The organism is Bradyrhizobium sp. SRS-191 (assembly GCF_024586915.1).
Classification (GTDB): Bacteria; Pseudomonadota; Alphaproteobacteria; order Rhizobiales; family Xanthobacteraceae; genus Bradyrhizobium.
Genome location: NZ_JANBVS010000025.1, coordinates 74,044 through 94,422 on the forward strand (window position 1 = coordinate 74,044; position 20,379 = coordinate 94,422).

Annotated in this window: 18 protein-coding genes; all 18 read left to right on the forward strand. The window is 67.5% G+C overall.

Features of this window, described 5'->3' with window-relative positions; all coding sequences use genetic code 11:
* The first annotated feature begins 1 nt into the window (after nucleotide 1).
* Complete coding sequence (locus tag NLR35_RS30865; protein ID WP_257170312.1) at nucleotides 2-1,093, forward strand: branched-chain amino acid ABC transporter permease; 1,092 nt, start codon at nucleotides 2-4, stop codon at nucleotides 1,091-1,093.
* Nucleotides 1,086-1,868 (forward strand): ABC transporter ATP-binding protein, encoded by a 783-nt coding sequence (locus NLR35_RS30870; protein WP_257170313.1) that lies wholly within the window; start codon nucleotides 1,086-1,088, stop codon nucleotides 1,866-1,868. Before NLR35_RS30865 ends, NLR35_RS30870 begins: the two co-directional genes overlap by 8 nt.
* Nucleotides 1,861-4,080, forward strand: a complete 2,220-nt coding sequence (locus NLR35_RS30875; protein ID WP_257170314.1) for an ABC transporter permease — start codon at nucleotides 1,861-1,863, stop codon at nucleotides 4,078-4,080. The genes NLR35_RS30870 and NLR35_RS30875 overlap by 8 nt, the downstream gene beginning before the upstream one ends.
* 6 nt (nucleotides 4,081-4,086) lie before the next feature.
* The gene (locus NLR35_RS30880; protein ID WP_257170315.1) at nucleotides 4,087-4,932 is read left to right on the forward strand and encodes a phosphoenolpyruvate hydrolase family protein; all 846 of its coding nucleotides are present in this window, start codon (nucleotides 4,087-4,089) and stop codon (nucleotides 4,930-4,932) included.
* Nucleotides 4,933-5,007: 75 nt separating this feature from the next.
* Entirely contained in the window at nucleotides 5,008-7,899 is a 2,892-nt protein-coding gene (locus tag NLR35_RS30885; RefSeq protein ID WP_257170316.1) for a flotillin family protein, read from the forward strand.
* A gap of 6 nt (nucleotides 7,900-7,905) precedes the next feature.
* Nucleotides 7,906-8,343 (forward strand): SRPBCC family protein, encoded by a 438-nt coding sequence (locus tag NLR35_RS30890; RefSeq protein WP_257170317.1) that lies wholly within the window; start codon nucleotides 7,906-7,908, stop codon nucleotides 8,341-8,343.
* 3 nt (nucleotides 8,344-8,346) lie between these two features.
* Complete coding sequence (locus NLR35_RS30895) at nucleotides 8,347-8,790, forward strand: SRPBCC family protein (RefSeq protein WP_257170318.1); 444 nt, start codon at nucleotides 8,347-8,349, stop codon at nucleotides 8,788-8,790.
* A 15-nt stretch (nucleotides 8,791-8,805) separates the two neighbouring features.
* Entirely contained in the window at nucleotides 8,806-9,627 is an 822-nt protein-coding gene (locus tag NLR35_RS30900) for a xanthine dehydrogenase family protein subunit M (RefSeq protein WP_257170319.1), read from the forward strand.
* 3 nt (nucleotides 9,628-9,630) lie between these two features.
* Nucleotides 9,631-10,110 (forward strand): (2Fe-2S)-binding protein, encoded by a 480-nt coding sequence (locus NLR35_RS30905; protein ID WP_257170320.1) that lies wholly within the window; start codon nucleotides 9,631-9,633, stop codon nucleotides 10,108-10,110.
* 12 nt (nucleotides 10,111-10,122) lie between these two features.
* A complete protein-coding gene (locus NLR35_RS30910) occupies nucleotides 10,123-11,691 on the forward strand; it encodes a xanthine dehydrogenase family protein molybdopterin-binding subunit (protein ID WP_257170321.1) in 1,569 nt (522 codons plus the stop codon).
* Nucleotide 11,692: 1 nt separating this feature from the next.
* Nucleotides 11,693-12,715 carry a xanthine dehydrogenase family protein molybdopterin-binding subunit gene (locus tag NLR35_RS30915; RefSeq protein ID WP_009029086.1) on the forward strand — a complete coding sequence of 341 codons (1,023 nt, stop codon included), beginning with the start codon at nucleotides 11,693-11,695 and terminating at the stop codon, nucleotides 12,713-12,715.
* A gap of 6 nt (nucleotides 12,716-12,721) precedes the next feature.
* On the forward strand, nucleotides 12,722-13,603 hold the full coding sequence (locus NLR35_RS30920) for a MoxR family ATPase (protein ID WP_257170322.1): 882 nt from the start codon (nucleotides 12,722-12,724) through the stop codon (nucleotides 13,601-13,603).
* Nucleotides 13,600-14,718: a VWA domain-containing protein gene (locus NLR35_RS30925; RefSeq protein WP_257170323.1), complete on the forward strand. Its 1,119-nt coding sequence runs from the start codon at nucleotides 13,600-13,602 to the stop codon at nucleotides 14,716-14,718. The genes NLR35_RS30920 and NLR35_RS30925 overlap by 4 nt, the downstream gene beginning before the upstream one ends.
* Nucleotides 14,715-15,602 carry an amidohydrolase gene (locus tag NLR35_RS30930; protein WP_257170324.1) on the forward strand — a complete coding sequence of 296 codons (888 nt, stop codon included), beginning with the start codon at nucleotides 14,715-14,717 and terminating at the stop codon, nucleotides 15,600-15,602. Before NLR35_RS30925 ends, NLR35_RS30930 begins: the two co-directional genes overlap by 4 nt.
* A 39-nt stretch (nucleotides 15,603-15,641) precedes the next feature.
* Complete coding sequence (locus NLR35_RS30935; RefSeq protein WP_257170325.1) at nucleotides 15,642-16,490, forward strand: MBL fold metallo-hydrolase; 849 nt, start codon at nucleotides 15,642-15,644, stop codon at nucleotides 16,488-16,490.
* 9 nt (nucleotides 16,491-16,499) lie between these two features.
* Nucleotides 16,500-18,089, forward strand: coding sequence for an isochorismatase family protein (locus tag NLR35_RS30940; RefSeq protein WP_257170326.1), 1,590 nt, complete (start codon nucleotides 16,500-16,502; stop codon nucleotides 18,087-18,089).
* A 3-nt stretch (nucleotides 18,090-18,092) separates the two neighbouring features.
* The gene (locus tag NLR35_RS30945; protein ID WP_257170327.1) at nucleotides 18,093-18,719 is read left to right on the forward strand and encodes an FMN-dependent NADH-azoreductase; all 627 of its coding nucleotides are present in this window, start codon (nucleotides 18,093-18,095) and stop codon (nucleotides 18,717-18,719) included.
* 206 nt (nucleotides 18,720-18,925) lie between these two features.
* On the forward strand, nucleotides 18,926-20,173 hold the full coding sequence (locus tag NLR35_RS30950; RefSeq protein ID WP_257170328.1) for an amidohydrolase family protein: 1,248 nt from the start codon (nucleotides 18,926-18,928) through the stop codon (nucleotides 20,171-20,173).
* Nucleotides 20,174-20,379: the final 206 nt, after the last annotated feature.

Here is a 20,379-nt window from a genome sequence, read left to right on the forward strand (position 1 = left end):
CATGTCGCTGATCCAGGAGGCGCGGACGAGAGAGGGGGGGCTGGCAGCACGGGGCGCGGTGTCGCAGCCGGCGGCGTGGTCGGTCACCGAGCATCCATGGGCCTGGGCACTGGCCGCCTTGCTGCTCATCATGCCGCTCATCGCCAACGGATTCTTCCTGATCGAGATCTTCGGCACGACCCTGATCCTCGGCACCATCGCCCTGAGCCTGATGTTCCTCGCGGGCTATGGCGGCATGGTGAGCCTGATGCAGCTGACGATCGCGGGCTTTGCCGGCTACATGGTCGCCGTCTTCGGCGTCAGCGGCAATGCCAATATCAGCCTGGGCTGGCCTTGGTGGCTGGCGACGCCGACGGCGCTGGTGCTCGCGATGCTGTTCGGCACGCTCGGCGGCGCGCTGGCCGTGCGTACGGAGGGCATCTACACCATCATGATCACGCTCGCGATCGGCGCGGCGTTCTATTATTTCACCAACCAGAACTGGGCGATCTTCAACGGCCACACCGGTATCAACACGATCGCCACGCCGCATGTCCTCGGCATCAACTGGCGGACCGACATCGCGTTCTATTATCTGATCCTGGCGGTGGCGGCGCTGTGTTACTTCGCCGTGCTTTATCTCTCCCGTGCGCCGTTCGGCCTGGCCCTGCAGGGCGTGCGCGACAATCCCCGGCGCATGGCCGCGCTCGGCTTCAACGTCAATGCGAATCGGATTGCGGCCTATGCCTTCGCCGCCTTGATCGCGGGGCTTGGTGGCGTGCTGCAGGTCTGGAACTATCGGCAGATCTCGCCGGGATCCGTGGCCGTCGAGCGCTGCATCGACATTCTCATCGTCGCCGTTGTCGGCGGCATCACGCGTCCCGTCGGCGCCTATATCGGCGCCTTCATCTTCGTCATCCTGCGCACGTTTGCGCTCGATTTCCTGGTCAAGGTCGGGCTCGACGGCAACCGTTTCAGGCTGCTGATCGGCCTCGGCTTCCTCGTCATCGTGTTGTTCTCGTCCGACGGCGTCATCGGCCTGTACGAGCGCTGGCGCAAGCGCGGCCAAGCCGGCGGGGCGCGGTCCCGTCCAGGAGGGCACGGTCATGGATAGGGTCGCGGATCGGCTCTCGGCCCTTGGCTCGACCGCTGCGCTCGAACTGCGCGGCGTGACCCGGATGTTCGGCGCGTTGGCCGCGCTGACGGACATTACCATCACGGTTCGCCCGGGCGAGCGGCGCGCGGTGCTGGGCTCCAACGGAGCAGGCAAGACGACACTGTTCAACTGCGTCACCGGGGACTTCCTGCCGACCTCGGGCACGATCCGCTTCTTCGGCGAGGACGTCACTGGGTTTCCCCCGTATGAGCGCATCCGCCGCGGACTGCGACGGACGTACCAGATCTCGGCGCTGTTCCTCGGCCTGACCGTTCGCGACAACGTCTATCTCGCCTGCCGTGGCGTCTCGCGCGCGCGCTTTTCGATGCTGCGCCCGAGTGTCAACGACGCGCTGATGCAGGCGACCGAGCGTTTGATCGAGGCGGTGCACCTGACCTCCGTGCGCGACCAGTTGGTCTCGGAGCTGGCCCACGGCCAGCAGCGCCAGTTGGAGATCGCGCTGGCGCTCGCCGGCGCCCCTCGGTTCATCCTGTTCGACGAGCCGGCGGCCGGCCTGTCGCCGACCGAGCGGCGCGAGCTGGTCGAGATCCTGACCGCGCTGCCGTCGCATATCGGCTACATCATCATCGAGCACGACATGGACGTGGCGCTGCGCGTCGTCGAGAGCGTGACGATGATGCACAACGGCCGCATCTTCAAGGAAGGCGCGCCGCAGGAGATCGAGTCGGATCCCGAGGTGCAGGAGCTGTACCTGGGAGGCGGCCATGAATGATATCCGCCGCTCCGCGCCTGCGCTCGAGGTCCGCGGCCTCGACGTCTATTACGGCCATTCGCACGCGCTGCAAGGCGTCGATCTTCGTCTGGACGGCGGCGTGTTCTCGCTCGTCGGCCGCAACGGCATGGGCAAGACCACGCTGTGCAAGGCCATCATGGGTCTGCTGCGGCCGTCCGGCGGATCGGTGCGGTTGCGCGGTGAGGATATCACCGGCCTCAATCCCGCGCGCATCGCGCGGCTCGGCGTCGGCTATGTGCCGCAGGGGCGTCGTCTGTGGCGCTCGCTGAGCGTCGACGAGCATCTGCGGCTTGCGGCCGGGCTGCGCCGGGGGGCGTGGACGGTGGATCGCGTCTACGAGACGTTTCCGCGGCTTGCCGAACGACGCAGCAATGGCGGTGGTCAGCTCTCCGGCGGCGAGCAACAGATGCTGGCGATCTCGCGCGCGCTGCTGACCAATCCGCAGCTCCTGATCATGGACGAGCCGACCGAGGGGCTCGCGCCGGTCATCGTCGCCCAGGTCGAGGAGATGCTGATCCGGCTGGGGCAGGACGGCGACATCGCGGTGCTGGTCATCGAGCAGAATATCGGCGTGGCCACGGCGATCTCGCCGCGCGTGGCGATCATGGTCAATGGCCGCATCAACCGCATCATCGATTCCGCGCGGCTTGCGGCTGATCGCGAACTGCAGCAGCGGCTGCTCGGTGTCGGCCAGCATGCCGGCGACGAGACCGATCTCGGCTCGGAGCAGGTCAGAGAGGAGCCGGTCGTTCGAGCCGCGACGCCTGCGGCCCCGAAGGCCGCGCCCGTCAAGGTCTACGTGTCCAATCCGGTGGTGCCGACGCGCTGGTCGCAGCCGGTCCCGATCGCGCAGATCGAGTCCAAGGCGCGGACGGTCTCCACCAGCGTCACCCGTCTCGATGAGGCCGCGCGCGTGGGGCGCGAGCGCGTTGCGCCGGTCTCCTCCGGTCCGCCGGCGGTGATCGTGGCCGGTACGCTCGATACCAAGGGCGAGGAGCTGCGCTTCATCCGCGACATCATTGCCAGCCACGGCCTGCGCACGCGGCTGGTCGATGTCTCCACCAGCGGCAAGCACGCGAGCTGCGACGTCTCGGCTCAGGAGATCGCGCTCAATCATCCGCGTGGCGGCTCGGCCGTGTTCGGCGCCGACCGCGGCGCCTCCGTCACGGCGATGGCCGACGCCTTCGCGCGCTGGCTGCGCCGGCAGGACAATGTCGCCGGGATCATCTCCGCTGGCGGCTCCGGCGGCACGTCGCTCGTGGCACCCGGCATGCGCGAGCTGCCGGTCGGCGTGCCCAAGCTGATCGTCTCGACGGTCGCGTCGGGAGATGTCGGCGCCTATGTCGGCCCGGCCGACATCGCGATGATGTACTCGGTCACCGATGTTCAGGGCCTGAACTCGATCTCGCGGGCCGTGCTGAGCAATGCCGCCAATGCGCTCGCCGGCATGGTCGCGGCGCGGCAGCAGCCGTCTGCCGCGGTCGATCGCGCCACGCCGCAACGCCCCGCCATCGGCATCACCATGTTCGGCGTGACCACGCCGGCGGTGCAGAAGATCACGGCCGAGCTGCGCGACGACTATGAATGCCTGGTCTTCCACGCCACTGGCGTCGGCGGCCGCTCGATGGAGAAGCTGGTCGACTCCGGCATGCTTGCCGGAATCATCGATCTCACCACCACCGAGGTCTGCGACCTGCTGATGGGCGGCGTGTTTCCGGCGACGGAGGACCGCTTCGGCGCCATCATCCGCTCGCGCGTGCCCTATGTCGGCTCGGTCGGCGCGCTCGACATGGTCAATTTCGGCGCGCCGGACACGATTCCAGAGCGCTATCGCGGCCGCAGGTTTCACGTCCACAATCCGCAGGTGACGTTGATGCGCACGACGGCTGCCGAGAACACGCAGATGGGGCGCTGGATCGGCGAGCGTCTCAATCGTATGGACGGACCCGTCCGCTTCTTGCTGCCGGAGAAGGGCGTCTCGGCGCTCGATGCGCAGGGCCAGCCGTTCTTTGATCGCGAGGCGGACGAGGCGCTGTTCCGCAGTCTCGAACAGACTGTGCGGCAAACGTCGAACCGGCGGCTCATCCGCGTGCCGCATCACATCAACGACAATGAGTTCGTCGCAGCCATCATCGGCGCCATGAGGCCGATGCTCGGGCGGCTGCCGGCACGGCGTAGACAGGCGAGGTGATGGGTCATGCCGCGATATGAGCGTGCACCACTGCTGAAGAAGTTCCGCGACATGGTCCGTCGCGGCGTGCCGATCATCGGCGGCGGCGCCGGCACGGGTCTGTCGGCGAAGTGCGAGGAGGCCGGCGGTATCGACCTGATCGTGATCTACAACTCCGGCCGCTACCGCATGGCCGGGCGGGGCTCGCTCGCCGGGCTGATGGCGTATGGCGACGCCAATGCCATCGTGGTCGAGATGGCCGCCGAAGTGCTGCCCGTCGTGAAGAGCACGCCGGTGCTCGCAGGCGTCAACGGCACCGATCCGTTCCGCGACATGGATGTCTTCCTCGACGAACTGAAGACGCTCGGCTTCGCCGGCGTGCAGAACTTTCCGACCGTCGGCCTGATCGACGGCACCTTCCGGGCCAATCTGGAGGAGACCGGCATCTCCTATGCGCTGGAGATCGACATGATCGGGCGTGCGCACGACAAGGATCTGCTGACGACGCCCTATGTGTTCAACGAGGCGCAGGCGACGGGCATGGCGATCGCCGGCGCCGACATTATCGTCTGTCATCTCGGCCTGACCACCGGCGGCTCGATCGGCGCGCAGACCGCGCCGAAGCTGGAGGACTGCCCGGGCCTGATCGACAGCTGGGCGTCGGCGGCGCTCAGCGTGAACCCGGAGATCCTGGTGCTGGCGCATGGCGGGCCGATCGCCGAGCCGGCCGATGCCGACTTCATCATGAAGCATACGAAGAACTGCCACGGCTTCTACGGCGCCTCCTCGATGGAGCGGCTGCCGGTGGAGCGGGCGTTGACCGAGCAGGTGCGACATTTCAAGGCGATCAGCTCGCGGCCGCGCCGCCTCTGACACGACAATACGAGATCCGGCAGCGATGGCGCCTGGCGCCGCGCTCGCCGGACAGAAGACTGAGGGAGAAATGCAATGTCCGGAGCATTGATCGGTGAGCTGATCCTGTGGCTGATCATAGCGATCATCGTGATCGTGGTCGCCGTCTACATCGTCAACTGGCTGTACCATCGCTCCTCGAAGGAGGTCTCCTTCGTTCGTACCGGCTTCATGGGCGAGCGTGTCGTGATCAATGGCGGCGCCTTCGTGATGCCGTTCATCCACGACTACACGCCGGTCAACATGAACGTGCTGCCGATGGGCATCACGCGCGCCCGGCAGGACGCCGTCATCACCCGCGACCGCATGCGCGTCGATGTCGAGGCCGACTTCTACGTGCGGGTGCAGCCGACCCGCGACGCGGTCTCGATCGCAGCCGCGACGCTCGGACGTCGTACCCTCGAACCGGAGAAACTGCACGCGCTGCTGTCCGGAAAGTTCGTCTCTGCGCTGCGCTCGGTCGCGGCCGAGATGACGATGGAGCAGATGCACGAGCAGCGCGGCGACTATGTCGCGCGCGTGAAAGCGGCGGCCGCCGAAGCGCTGGCCCAGAACGGCCTGGAGTTGGAATCGGTCGCGATCACCGATCTCGACCAGACCGATCTCGAGTTCTTCAATCCCTCGAACCGGTTCGATGCCGAAGGCCTCACCCGGCTGATGGAGGACATCGAGAGCAAGCGCAAGCTGCGCAACGACATCGAGCAGGACTCGATGATCAAGATCCGCACCCGCAACCTCGAGGCCGAGCGCGAGGCGCTGGAGATCGAGCGCGAGAGCGAGACGGCGCGGCTCGAGCAGGAGCGCGATATCGAGATGCGCCGGGCGCTGCAGCGGACGGAGGTGGCGCGCGAGCGCGCGCTGCGCGAGACCGAGGCCGAGCAGGCGCAGATTTCGGCCCGCGAGGCGATCGAGAAGGCGCGCATCGCCAACGAGCTGACGATCGCGGAGGCGCGCATCGCCGCAGAGCGCGACACGCGGCAGCGCGAGATCGAACGGACGCGCGCCGTCGAGGAGCGCGAGCTGCTGGCGCGCGAGGACATCGAGAAGGCGCGGATCGCCAATCAGCGCGCGATCGATGCCGCACGGATCGAATCCGAACGCGAGGTGCGCCAGCGTGACATTGAGCGGACCCGCACCATCGAGGAGGCCGAGATTGCCGCGCGGGAAGCGGTGGAGAAGGCGCGTATCCAGCAGGATCGCGTCGTCTCCGACGCGCGGATCGCCAATGATGAGGAGACGCGGCGGCGCGAGATCGAGCGTACCCGCGCCATCGAGCAAGCCGAGATTGCGGCCCGCGAGGCGACCGAGAAGGCGCGCATCGCGCAGACCACGATCGTCAATCTGGAGCGCATCAGTTCCGACGAGCGCACCCGCGCCACCGAGATCGCGCAGGTCCGTGCCATTCAGGAGGCGGAGATCGAGGCGCAGAAGGCGGTTGAGGCCGCCCGCATCGCGCGCGAGCAGGCATTGTCGGCCGAGCGCATCGCCGCCGAGCATGCGACACGCAAGCTGGAGATCGAGCGCAACCAGGGCATCGAGATTGCCGGCATCGCCGCGCGGGAGGCCACGGAAGCCAGCCGCATCGCGCAGGAGGAGCGGGTGCGCGCCCTGGAGATCGCCCGCGTCAGGACCATCGAGGAAGCCGACATCGCATCGCGCGAAGCGATCGAGGCGGCGCGGATCGCACAGGAGCAGGCGGTCGCCGCCAAGCGCATCCTGTCCGAGCAGGAGACGCGCAGCCTCGAGATCGCGCGCACGGAGGCCGTCGAGGCCGCCGATCTCAAGCGGCGCGAGGCGGTCGAGCGGCGCCGCATCGAGGTCGAGCTGGCGCTGGAGGCCGAGCGCATCGCCTCGTCGCGCACCCGGGAAGTGCTCAACATCGATCAGAAGAAGGCGATCGAGCTGGCCGATGAGACGCGCGTCATCGAGCTCGCGGCCAAGCGCGCCGAGCGTATCGACGCCGACCGCCAGGTAAAGGAAGCCGAGATCGTCGCGCGCAAGCAGGTCGAGACAGCCGATGTCTCGCGCGAGCAGGCGCTGGAGGCCGTCCGGCTGGAGCGCCGCCGGGCGATCGAACAGCTCGAGGTCGCGCGCGTGCAGTCGCTGCAGGAGGCCGAGATCGCCGCCCGCGAGGAGGTCGAGCGTGCCCGCATTGCCTCTGATCGCGGCCTCGACGAGGCGCGTATCGGCCGTGAGCGCGAGCTGCGCAAGCTCGAAGTCAATCGCGAGAAGGACGTCGAGACCGCACTGATGGAGAAGGCGATCGCGCTGTACCAGAAGTCGCTGGAGGAATCGGCCGCCAAGGTGACGGCGGAGGAGGCGCGCACGCGTGCCACGGAGGCGGCGGAGAAGGTCATCACCGCGCGCGAGAGCGAGATCGCCCGTCGCCGCAAGACCGTCGAGGTGCTGCTGGCCGAGAAGCAGGCGGAGGAGACCCGCATCGCGGCCGAGGCCGAGCGCGTGCGCGCCGCCGTCGAGGCCGAGGCGCAGCGGCTGCTCAACGAGGCCGAAAACGTGCTGACCGACCAGGCACGCTATTCGTTGTTCCGCCGCAAGCTGCTCGACCGCATCGAGGGCATCGTGCGCGAGAGCGTCAAGCCGATGGAGAAGATCGAGGGCATCCGCATCCTCCAGGTCGACGGCCTGAATGGAAATGGCGGCAACGGCAATGGCGGCCGCAGCGCGACCGACGAAGTCATCGACTCCGCGCTGCGCTACCGTGTGCAGGCGCCGCTCATCGACTCCATCCTCTCCGACATCGGTGTCGAGGGCGGCAGCCTCGCCAAGATGCCGGGCCTGATCCGCGAAGCCAGGGACATGCAGGGCATCCGCAAGGACACGGCGGCGCGCAAGGACGCGGGAGGCGGAGCCGGCGACGGCGCGCCGTCTGAGCCGCCGGCCGATCGCGGTCCGCGCAAGAAGGGGTGATGCGAGATGGCGAGGGTCTACGTCTCCACTGTCGTCAATGCTCGCAATGACCGGGTCTGGGCGCGTGTCCGCGACTTCAATGGTCTGCCGAACTGGCACCCGGCGATTGCCGAGAGCCGCATCGAGGGCGGCGAGCCCGCCGACAAGATCGGCTGCGTCAGGGATTTCCGGCTGCGCAACGGCGACCGCATCCGTGAAAAACTGCTCGGCCTGTCCGACTACGACATGTTCTGCACCTATTCGATCCTGGAATCGCCGATGGGCGTGTCGAACTACGTGGCTACGCTGCGGCTGACGCCGGTCACGGACGGCGACAAGACGTTCCTGGAATGGACCGCCGAGTTCGACTGCGCGCCGGAGCGTGAGACCGATCTCGTGGCGTCGATCGGTGGCGGCGTGTTCCAGGGCGGCTTCGATGCGCTCAAGCGCGCGTTCGGAGGCTAGGCCGTGCCGCACGTGGTCAAGAGCACCATCATCGATGCGCCCTCCGACAGGGTTTGGGAGCTGCTGCGCGACTTCAATGGTCATGATCGCTGGCACCCGGCCGTGGCGACCTCGGCGATCGAGCGTTCGCAGTCGTCCGACAAGATCGGGTGCGTCAGGCGCTTCCGGCTCAAGGACGGCTCCGAGCTGCGGGAGCAGCTGCTGGCGCTGTCCGACCTCGAGCAGAGCTTCAGCTACTGCCTTCTGGATACGCCGGTCCAGCTCTTCAACTACGTCGCCCATGTCCGGCTTCTGCCTGTCACCGATGGCGACCGAACGTTCTGGCATTGGGAAAGCCGCTTCACCGCGCGTCCGGAGCAGGCCGAGGCGCTCACGCGCATGGTTGCGGAAGACATCTATCAAGCCGGCTTCGAGGCGATCCGGTCGCATCTGAAGCCGGCGGCATGAGCAAGAGGTGAGCCGATGCCGGTGACGGTGAAGACATTCCAGGCGCTGAACGAGGCGGCGTCCGCGCTGTCGTCGGACCGCGCCGCGCGCTATATCGGCGGCGGCACACTGGTGATGCGCGATCTCAACGAGGGCGACGTGTCGATTGCCACCGTTGTGCGTGCCACCGACCGCGCCTTGCAGGGCATCGAGGCGGCCGGCGCGCGTGTGCGCATCGGCGCCGGTGTGACCTTCGCGCGCGTGCTGGCCGAGCGCGATCTCGCCTTCCTGCATCCGGCCGCCCGCTCGATCGGCGGACCGGCGGTGCGCAATATGGGCACCGTCGGCGGCAACCTGTTTGCCCCGGCGCCGTTCGGCGATTTCACCGTCGCGCTGCTGGCGCTCGACGGCATGGTCTCGCTGCAGGGCGGCTTCGGTCTGCGGGATCTGCCGCTCGAAGAATTCCTGCAATCGCGTGACCGTCAGGCCGGAGCGTTGGTCGTCGCCATGTCCTGCATCCGGCCCGCCTCGGCCGATGCGTTCCGCTACCGCAAGATCGCGCGCATCAAGCCGAAGGGCGGCTCGGTCATCACGCTCGCCGCACATCTTCCGCAGAGTGGGGGGCGCGTCACCGGCGCGCGGATCGCACTGGGGTCGATGGCGCCGACCGCCATCCGTGCCAAGGGCGCTGAGCGCGCGCTCGAAGGTAGGCCGCTCGATGCCGGCGCGATCAATGAGGCGGCAGCGGCCGCAGGCGAGGGCACGGCGCCCACGGACAATTCTCTGGCGAGTGCGTGGTATCGCCGCGAGGTCGTCGGCGTGCATCTGCGGCGGCTGCTGTCGGGACAGGAGAGCTAGACCATGGCGAAAACCCCGCTGCAGTTCCGGCACAACGGCCGCGACGTCGCGCTGTTCGTCGACGGCGGTACCAATCTCCTCGCCGTGCTGCGCGAGATGCTCGGCGACGTCACGCCGAAGTTCGGTTGCGGGCAGGGCGGCTGCGGCGCCTGTACCGTGCTGATCGATGGTGACGCGCATCTCTCCTGCCTGACGCTCGCTGAGACCGTCGAGGGCCGCGCTGTCGAGACGCTCGATGGCATCAAGTCCGGGCCAAATCTGCATCCGCTGCAGCGCGCGTTCGCCGAAGGCTTTGCCGCGCAATGCGGCTATTGCACGCCGGGCATGCTGATGGCTGCGAAGGCGCTGCTCGATCGCAACCCGCAGCCGAGCCGCGAGCAGGTGGTGGAGGCGATCTCGGGCAACATCTGCCGCTGCACCGGCTACGAGCCGATCATCAATGCCGTGCTGGCTGCGGCGTCGTCGTCGCGAGCGAGCGCGTAAGGAGAGATCGCGATGCTTGAACTGCGCAAGGACATCTTCGCCGACGAGCGCGACGACAATCTCAACGAGGTTGGCAAGGGCACCCAGCGGCAGGACATGCTGGGGCACGTGACGGGAACCTCGACCTATTTCAACGATCACAAGCTGCAGGGCATGCTGCATCTGCGGGTCGTGAGGTCGACGCAGCCGCATGCCCGGCTGCGCCGCATCGACATCAGCGAGGCCGAGCGCAGCGAGGGCGTCCGGCGGGTCATCCGCGGCGCCGATGTGCCGCGCAATCTGAATACGCTGCTCAGCCTGATCAACTTCGGCAAGGACGACGAGCCGACGCTCGCGGTTGACAAGGTGCGCTATCGCGGCGAGCCGATCGTCGCCGTCGTCGCCGAGACGCCGCGCGCAGCCGCCGAGGCGGCGGCCAAGGTGCGCATCGACTATGAGACCTTGCCGGCCGTGTTCGATGTCGAGGAGGCACTGAAGCCCGGCGCGCCGACGGTCAATGAGACCTATCCGAAGAACACCTTCACCTATCACGAGCGCTACGATCATCAGAAGCTCCGGTTTGGCGATGTCGAGCGCGGGTTTGCGCAGGCCGATCATGTCCTGGAGCAGCGTTACCAGATGTCGCCGATCGAACACGCGCCGGTCGAGACCAACGGCTCGATTGCAGCGCCCGACACCAATGGGCGCTACGTGGTCTACACATCGACCCAGGCGCTGTTCTTCTCGCTCGACACCTGCGCCAAGATTCTCGATCTGCCGTCGAACACCTTCCATTTCATCGGAGGCACGGTAGGCGGCGGCTTCGGCGGCAAGGTCGACACCTTGACCGAGCCGCTCGCGATCCTCGCGGCGATGCTGACCGGGCGGCCCGTGCGCTACGTGTTCGGGCGCGAGGAAGAGATGCAGTTCGGGCCGCCGCGCGGCGCCGAGCGCATCTACATCAAGGATGGCGTGATGCGGGACGGCCGTATCGTTGCGCGGCAGATCCGCGGCTATTTCGACTCCGGCGCCTACACGCGGCTGTCGAGCTACGCGGTGGTCAAATGCGCCGCGCATCTGCCTGGGCCCTATACGATCCCGAACGTTCATGGCGACATCTACTGCGTCTTCACCAACCGGACGCCGGCCACCGCGATGCGCGGCTTCGGCATCACCGGCATGGACTTCGCGCTCGAATGCCAGATGGACAAGCTCGCGCATCTCATCGGCATGGATCCCATGGAGTTCCGCATCCTGAATGCCTATCGCGACGGCGACATGAAGGCGCATCGCCGCGAGGCCAAGAACACCGCGCTGATCGAATGCGTTCAGGTCGCGGCGGAGAAGGCCAAGTGGCCGATCCGCGAGGAGTTTCGGCGCATGTCCTCGCGCAGGGACGGCGGCGGGACGCGTGCGGAAGTGCCGGCCACGCCACGCGAGCCCAACTCACCGCGCATTGCAGCGGCGCAGCAGCGCACCAGCTACGACCGCGGGCTCCCGATCTCGCCGCCGCCCGAGCCGCCGCCGCCGCCGAGCCCGGCGCCATCGCCGGGACATGGCGCGACGCGGTTCTCATCGGTGTTCGGCACAAGGAGGCGCTGAGATGACCAGGCACCGCGGCCGCGGTATGGCGGCGATCAACTATCCGATCGGCATGAATCTCGGCGGCGACCCGAGCCAGGCGCTGGTGCATTCCAATCCGAGCGGCAAGTTCACAGTGGCGCTGTCGTCGATCGATCTCGGGCAGGGCATGAAGTCGGTGACGCGGCAGATCTGCGCCGAGACGCTCGGTGTGCCCGTCGAGGACGTCTATGTCGACACCGCCGATTCCGACACCGGCCCGCATTGTATGGGCTCGTTCGCCTCGCGTGGCACGCACCGGGTCGGCAATGCCGTGATGGCCGCAGCCAAGGAGGCGCGCGGCGTGATGATGGAAGCGGCCGCCGAGGAGCTCGAGGTCAACGCCAGCGACCTCGAGACCGACGGCCGCGGCAACATCCATGTCAAGGGCGCGCCGCACCGGTCGATCTCGGTCAAGGACGTCGCCATCGCCGCGCAGTTCCGCCAGGGCAAGACCATCTCCGGCCGCGGCATCTTTCTGGTACCGCTGTCGGACGTCGATCCCGAGACCGGCGAGATGTCGCCGGCGACTTGCTACGCGCATGCATGCCTGGTCGCGGAGGTCGATGTCGATGACGAGACCGGCGAGGTCGGCGTGGTCAGGATGGACTCGGCCTACGAACTGGGCCGCGCGCTCAATCCGCGACTCGTCGAGCAGCAGCTGGTCGGCGGCGCCTGGATGGGGATGAGCCACGCGCTGTATGAGACGACCGAGCCGTATTATCCCGACCCCCGGCAGGGCCCGCGCGACTTCGTCGAATATCTGATGCCGGGGCCCGGCGACATCTGCCCGCACGACATCGCCGTGCTGGAGCGACCCGCGCCGGACGGTCCGTTCGGCGGCAAAGGCCCGGGCGAGATGTGCGCCAATCCGGTGCTGCCGGCGATCGCGAATGCCATCTTCAATGCGGTCGGCGTGCGCATCGACGAGCTGCCGATCACGCCGGAGAAGGTGCTGCGCGCGATCAAGGCCCAGGGCGGCGCGCGGCCGCAGACGCGGCGGTGACGGCGCATGGTGGTCCGCAGTAACATCGTCGGCATCGACTCGCCGCAGGCGCTGGAGAAGGCGCTGCGCGCGGCGTACTACCTCGCCGACGATGGGCTCTCCACCGCCGCCTATCTCGCGCTTGCGCTCGGTAAGCCGCTGCTGCTCGAAGGTGCGCCCGGCGTCGGCAAGACCGAGGCGGCGAAGGCGGTCGCCGCCGTGCTCGGCCGCAAGCTGATCCGGCTGCAATGCTATGAAGGCATCGATGCCTCTGCTGCGCTCTACGAGTGGAATTATCCGCGCCAGATGCTGGCGATCCGTCAGGCCGGCGAGGAGAGCATCGACATCTACGGCGAGAGCTTCCTGATCGAGCGGCCGATGCTCGCCTGTCTGCGTGCGCCGGATTCGACCGTGCTCCTGATCGACGAGATCGATCGCGCCGACCAGGAGTTCGAGGCCTTCCTGCTCGAATTCCTCTCCGATTTCCAGATCTCGATTCCCGAGCGCGGGACCGTGCGCGCCGCCGAGCGGCCGATCGTCGTGCTGACGTCGAACCGGACCCGTGACCTGCACGAAGCGCTGCGCCGTCGCTGTGTCTATCATTGGATCGACTATCCCGATGCAGAGCGCGAAGCGCGGATCGTGATGATGCGCGCCTCGAGCGTCGCCGAGGCGACCGCGCGCGCCGTGGTATCAGCGGTGGCGAAGCTCAGGCGCGAGCCGCTGAGCAAGGCGCCGGGAATTGCCGAAGCTGTCGACTGGGCGGAGGCAGCGACCTTGCTGAACCGCACCGGCGCGCGCTGGCCCGACGCCTTCAAGCGCTCGATAGGCGTTGCGCTGAAGGATGAGGAGGACCTGTCCTTTATCGCGCCGCGCCTCGACGCGCTGCTCGCGGAGGCGACGACATGAGCGAGCTGCGCCTGCCGCGGGCCACCGAGATTTTCGTCACCTTCGCCGCTCTGCTGCGGCGGAACGGCTTTGCCGTCGCGCCCGAGCAGACCACGGCCTTTCTCGCAGCGATCGAATTGCTCGGGCCGGCTGGTATCGACGACATCAGGCGCGCCGGAGCCGCGACCCTGGCGCCGCCGCCGGAGCGGCTTTCGACCTATCATCTGCTGTTCGACATCCATTTCGGCGTGACCGAGGCGGCGGCCCTCGGCGAGAGCGACCAGCAGGACGACGTCATCAGGCTGCAGGAGGAAGGCGACGACGGCATCGATCCCGACAGCGCCCAGGAGCAGAACGAGTCCGGGCTCGCGGCCACCCAGGCCGAGGCGCTGGTCGCGCGCCGTCTCGCCGCGATCAGCGGCGGCAACGCCTTGCAGCGTCTCGCACGTCAGGCGCGCGCAAAACTGCCGAAGCGGCGCGGCCACCGCCGGATGCGTGCGCGGCGCGGCAGCTTCGTCGATCTGCGCCGGACCTTGCGTGAGAGCGTGCGGCGCGACGGCGAGGTGCTGTCGCTGCGGCGGCTGAAGCGCCGGCCTCGATTGCGGCGGTTGCTGCTGCTGATCGACGTTTCCGGCTCGATGAAGGCGCGTACCGAGGACAACATGCGCTTGGCGCATGTGCTCGTGCAGGCGGTGCCGCAGGCCGAGGTGTTCACACTGGGCACGCGGCTGACGCGGGTGACGCGGCCGCTGCGCCTGAAGCGGCGCGAGCAGGCGCTGCTGGCGGCCTCGCATCTCGTCAGCGACTGGGACGGCGGCACGCGCATCGGCGAGGCGCTGCAGGCGTTCCTCGCGGTGCCGCGCTTCTCGACCTACGCGCGCGGAGCCGCCGTGCTGGTGCTTTCCGACGGACTGGAGCGCGGCGATCACCAGGTGCTCCGCGAGGCCGTGTGGAAGTTGTCGCTGCGCGCCTGGCGCGTGAGCTGGCTGACGCCTTTGGCGACGGGGCCCGGCTTCAAGCCGCAGACCGAAGCGCTGCAGGCGATCGCGCCGTTCGTCGACGACATCGTTCCCGGCGGCTCGGACGACGTGATCGTTTCGCACGTGCTGTCGCTGGCGCGGAGGAGGGCGGCATGAGCGGTTACGTCGATGCGCATCATCACATCTGGCGCCGGGCCGATCTGCCCTGGCTGGTCGGCCCGATGCAGCCGCGGATCTTCGGGCCCTATGAGCCCATTCGCCGCGACTATCCGATCGAAGAATATCTCGAAGACATCACAAGCAGTGGCGTGACGCAGTCGGTCTATGTCCAGACCAATTGGGCCAAGGAGGGTTTCGAGGACGAGGCCGCCTGGGTGCAGCGAACCGCTGACCAGCACGGCTTTCCCCACGCCATCGTCGCTTATGCCGATCTCGCCGTCGACGACGCGCGGCCGCAATTCGATCGACTCGCGCGCTATCCGCTGATGCGCGGCGTCCGGATGCAACTGCACTGGCATGAGAACCCGTTGTACCGCTTTGCTGCGTCCCCGGATCTCTGCAACGATGCCACTATCCGCGCCAACATCGCGCGGCTGGCCGACTATGGCTGGTCGTTCGACCTGCAGGTATTTGCTGGACAGATGACCGGCGCCGCTGCACTGGCCGAGGGCTGTCCGTCCGTCACGTTCATTCTGCAGCACGCCGGCATGTTGGAGGATCTCTCTCCGGCTGGCCGCGATCAATGGCGCGCCGGCATACGGCGGCTTGCGGCCTGCCGCAACGTCGTCAGCAAGCTCTCCGGCCTCGGCACCTTCATCCGTCGCAACGATCCGGCGCATGTCGCCGATGTCGTGCGCGAGACGATCGAGATGTTCGGCGCCCAGCGCTGCTTGTTCGGCTCGAACTTTCCGATCGAGAAGCTCTGGACGGACTATCGCACGCTGATTGGGGTCTATGCGGCTGCGATCAAGGATCTCGACGAGGACGCGCGAGCCCAGGTGATGGGAGAGACCGCGCGGCGTGTCTATCGGCTGGGATGACGCTGCGCGCAACGACGACAAAAGCAACAGGGAACGCTCATGGCGCTGGAAATCAAGGTTCTCGACTATGGTGATATCGAGCTGGAATCGAGCTTCCTCGTGCTCGGCCGCGACTGCGGCCGCACCCGCCGGGTGCTGACCCTCGGATTCCTGATCCTGGGCGGGCCTTACCCCGTCGTGGTCGACACCGGCTACCGCTCCAATCAGATCATGGAGACTTTGGGCATGCGCGGCCTGCAGTACCATGAGAACATGATCGAGAACCAATTGGCGCGGCACGGCGTGCGCATGGGCGACGTCCGCTATGTCTGCCACACCCATCTGCACATCGACCATGCGGGCAAGGACGATCTGTTTCCGATGAACACGACCGTGGTGCTGAACCGGCGCGAGCTGGAGTATTCCGTCTCCGGCCTGATGCATCCGCAATATCCGGCGCCCGACATCAAGCATCTCATAGATCGGCTGCACACCAAGAGCGCGCTGCGCTTCCTGGATCTCGAGCTGACGGGGCCGGTCGAGTTGATGCCCGGCGTGTATTGCGACGCCGCCAATGCCCATACCGAGGGCTCGATGAACATCCACGTCCATACCGCCGACGGCATCGCCACGATCTGCGGCGACGTCATCTACGACTTCAACGATCAGATCGTGACGCCGTTCAACGAGATTCAGGACGCCGAGCCGCGCACCACCGGCAATCACGGCACCTCGAAGCGCGCCGAGAAGGCGGCCATCAAGAAGCTGCTGTCGAGCTCGCGCTATCTGCTGCCGGTCCACGATCGTCCCGCGAAGATCGAAGGCGGCATGGTCGTGGGACGGCTGCACGACCAGGTGCCGGGCCCGCTCGTGCAGTCGCTGCCGCAGCGACACTGGTTTCCGGCGTGAGGACGGGTCATGACCCACGTCACCTTGCGCCCTGAGTTCGAGAGCCTGATCGACCCCTACGCGCCGGTAGCGCAGGTCGCGACCGGATTCGACTTCACGGAGGGGCCCATCTGGCATCCCGCCGAGCAGTTCCTGCTGTTCTCCGACATGCCGGCCGATGTCCGCCGCCGATGGGACGCCAAGCGCGGCGTCGTGGAGATGCGACGTCCGTCCAATAAGTGCAACGGCATGACCTACGATGCCGAGCTCAACCTCATCGTCTGCGAGCACGCGACGTCGTCGCTGGTGCGCGAGCGTCCCGACGGACGGCGCGAGATCCTGGCGTCGCATTATCAGAACCAGGAACTCAACAGTCCCAATGATGTGTGCGTGCACTCCAGCGGCGCGATCTATTTCTCCGATCCCTGGTATGGCCGCATGCCCGTCTATGGCGTCGAGCGCCCGCGGCAGCTCGGCTTTCAGGGCGTGTACCGCGTGCCGCCTGGCGGCGGCGCGCCGCAGCTGCTGGTCGATCGCTACATGTTCGATCAGCCGAACGGGCTGTGTTTCTCGCCCGACGAGAAGCTGCTCTATGTCAACGACACGGTGCAGGCTGTCATCCGCGTGTTCGACGTCGGCGGCGACGGCAGCCTGTCGAGCGGCCGCGTCTTCGCCAGCGGCATTCGCTCGGAGCTGGAGCCCGGCGTGCCCGACGGCATGAAATGCGACCAGCGCGGCAACGTCTGGGTCACCGCGCCGGGCGGCGTCTGGGTCTATGCGTCGACCGGCGAATTGCTCGGCAAGGTGCGCGTGCCGGAATTGGTCGCCAATCTCGCTTGGGGCGGCGCTGATTTCCGCACGCTGTATCTCACCGCGACGCATTCGGTCTATGCTGTGACCACCAAGGTCGGCCCGCGCCACGAGCCGTATATGAGCGCGCGGCGGACGGTCGGGCCGGCATCGGCCGCATCGTCTTCGTCGACAGCTCCCGCGGCGCCGCAGCTCGCGTCCGGCGATATGCAGCTCGATCCGCGCCGCTGCGCCATGATCATCCAGGACCTGCAGAACGACGTCATCATGGAGGGCGGCGCGTTCGCGGATTCCGGTGCGCCCGGTCATGCCAAGCAGCAGCGCGTGGTCGACAATGTGCGGCGCCTCGCTGAGGTCGCGCGCGCGCGCGGCGTCGTCATCGTCTTCGTCTGGTTCGTGGTCGAGCCCGGTGCGCCCGGGGTGACGCTGAATGCGCCGCTGTTCGAGGGGCTGGTTGACAGCAGGGCACTCGTCCGCGGCAGCTGGGGCGTGGCACCGGTTGCCGGCCTGGAGCCGCGCAGTGGGGACTTCGTCGTCGAGAAGATGCGGATGAGCGCGTGGGAAGGCACGAGGCTGGAGACCATCCTCAAGGCGACCGGGCGCGACGTCATCATCAACACCGGCGCCTGGACCAACATGTCGGTCGAGCACACCGCGCGCACCGGCGCCGACAAGGGCTACTTCATGGTCGTGCCGGAGGATTGCTGCTCGACGATGAATGCGGACTGGCACAATGCCGCGATCAACTTCGCCCTTCAGAACGTGTCGGTCGTCACCAATGCCGATGCGGTGATCAAGGCTCTGGGGTAGGGGATGCCCAAGCTGTTTCATCTCGTCGCCTCGCCGCGCGCAGACTCAGAGTCGAGCGCCGGCGCGCGCGCCTTTCTCGACCGCTTCAGGCAGGCGCGGCCGGAATGGGAAGTGGACGAGATGGACCTGTGGCGCGAGCCGCTGCCGGAGTTCGATGGCGAGATCCTGCAGGCGAAATATGCGCGAATGGGCGGACGCGCCTTCACCGACGGCCAGCGCGCCGCCTTCGCGGTGGCCGAGCGCATGGTGGTGCGGCTCGATCTCGCCGAGCGGGTCGTGATCTCGACGCCCATGTGGAATTTCGGCATCCCCTACAAGCTCAAGCACTGGCTCGACATCATCAACCAGCCCGGGCTCACGTTCAGTTTCGATCCTGCGCGCGGCTATCTTCCACTGTTGAAGGACCGGCCGACGCTGGTGATCCTTGCCAGCGGCGGCGATTTCTCCACCGGCATGAGCCGCGGCCGCACCGATCTTGCGACGCCCTATCTGCGCGAGGCGCTGCGCTTCATGGGTCTGCGCGACGTCACCTTCGTCGCGATCGGGCCGACCAGCGGGCCGGCCGAGCACACCGGCGCGGCGCGCGACAGGGCGCACCGGCGGCTCGTGGAGCTGGCCGCGCGTTTCTGATGCATCGGCGCCCATGCATGACGCCCCATGCATGGGAGAGCCTTGCGCCGCGCCCACGGCGCGGGGCATGTTGGCCCGGAGTGACGTTGAGTCCGGTGTGCTCGGCCTGCGCCAAGACCTGCCGCAGCCCGGGCTGCGCGATGGTGCTGCTGGCGTCATCCGGACTCCCCCTGAAGGACCCCTGGTCCTGTGCAAGGAAATTGCCGATGCCGACGATCCTGTTCGAGAATGCTTCGCTGCTCGATCCGCTGCAGCCCGAATTGAGCGAGGGGGTGCATGTGCTGGTCGAGGACAGCGTGATCAAGGAGGTCTCGGACAGGCCGTTGCAGGCGACCGCGGGGCAGAGGATCGACCTCAAGGGCAAGACGCTGATGCCTGGCCTGATCGACCTGCATGTGCATGCGATCGCGGTCGAGCTCAACCTGGCGCAGCAGGTGCAGATGCCGAACGTGCTGGTCACCTTGCGCTCGGCTCTTCTGCTGCGTGGCATGCTGCGGCGGGGGTTCACCACGGTGCGTGATGCCGGCGGTGCCGGCTACCCGCTTAAACAGGCGGTCGACACCGGGATTACCGAGGGCCCGCGGCTGTTCGTCTCCGGCCGCGCGCTGAGCCAGACCGGCGGTCACGGCGACATGCGCGCGCGCACCGATTTCCTCTCCGACAACGCCCCGTGCCCCTGCTGCGTCCGGGTCGGCGCGCTGGCGCGCGTGGCCGACGGTGTCGACGGAGTGCGCAAGGCGGTGCGCGAGGAGCTGCAGATGGGCGCCGATCAGATCAAGATCATGGCCTCCGGCGGCGTGGCCTCGCCGACCGACCCGGTCGGCGCATTCGGCTATTCCGAGGACGAGATCCGCGCCATTGTCGCCGAGGCGAGGGGACGCGGCACCTATGTGCTGGCCCATGCCTACACGGCGGAGGCGATCGCGCGCGCGGTGCGCTGTGGCGTGCGCACCATCGAGCACGGCAATCTCGTCGACCTTCCAACGGCGCGCCTGATGGCCGAGCACGGGGTCTATGTGATTCCGACGCTCGTCACCTACGAGGCGCTCGCCAATGAGGGGGCGCAATACGGCCTGCCGCCGGAGAGCGTCGCCAAGATTGCCGACGTGCGCGACGCCGGCCTGCGCTCGCTGGAGATCTATCGCGAAGCCGGCGTCAAGATGGGCTATGGCAGCGACCTCCTCGGCCCGTCGCAGCGGCTGCAGAGCGACGAATTCCGGATTCGCGCCGAGATCCTCGGCCCGCGCGAGGCGATTGCGAGCGCCACGGTTGTCGGGGCCGAAGTGCTCGGCATGGCAGGCAAGCTCGGGCGGATCCAGCCCGGCGCGATCGCCGATCTCCTCGTCGTCGACGGCAATCCGCTGCGCGACATCTCCTGTCTGCTCGGCCAAGGCGACCGCATTCCCCTGGTGATGAAGGCCGGCAAGATCCACAGCGACAGGCTGAACGCCTGAAGGCTCCTGTCACTCGAGGGCGGCCGCCTGCCGATCCCGCGAGACGCACGACCACAGCCTCGCGACGCCTCTCGCGTCCGAGCTGTGCGGATCGTTTCGCCCTTCATGAAGAGAGGGCGCGGGGAATGCCGGGTGCCGGCCGCACCCATGGCCCGCCTGCGAAAAAAATGCAGGCGGCAGGAACCACAGGTTCAGCCGAGACGACC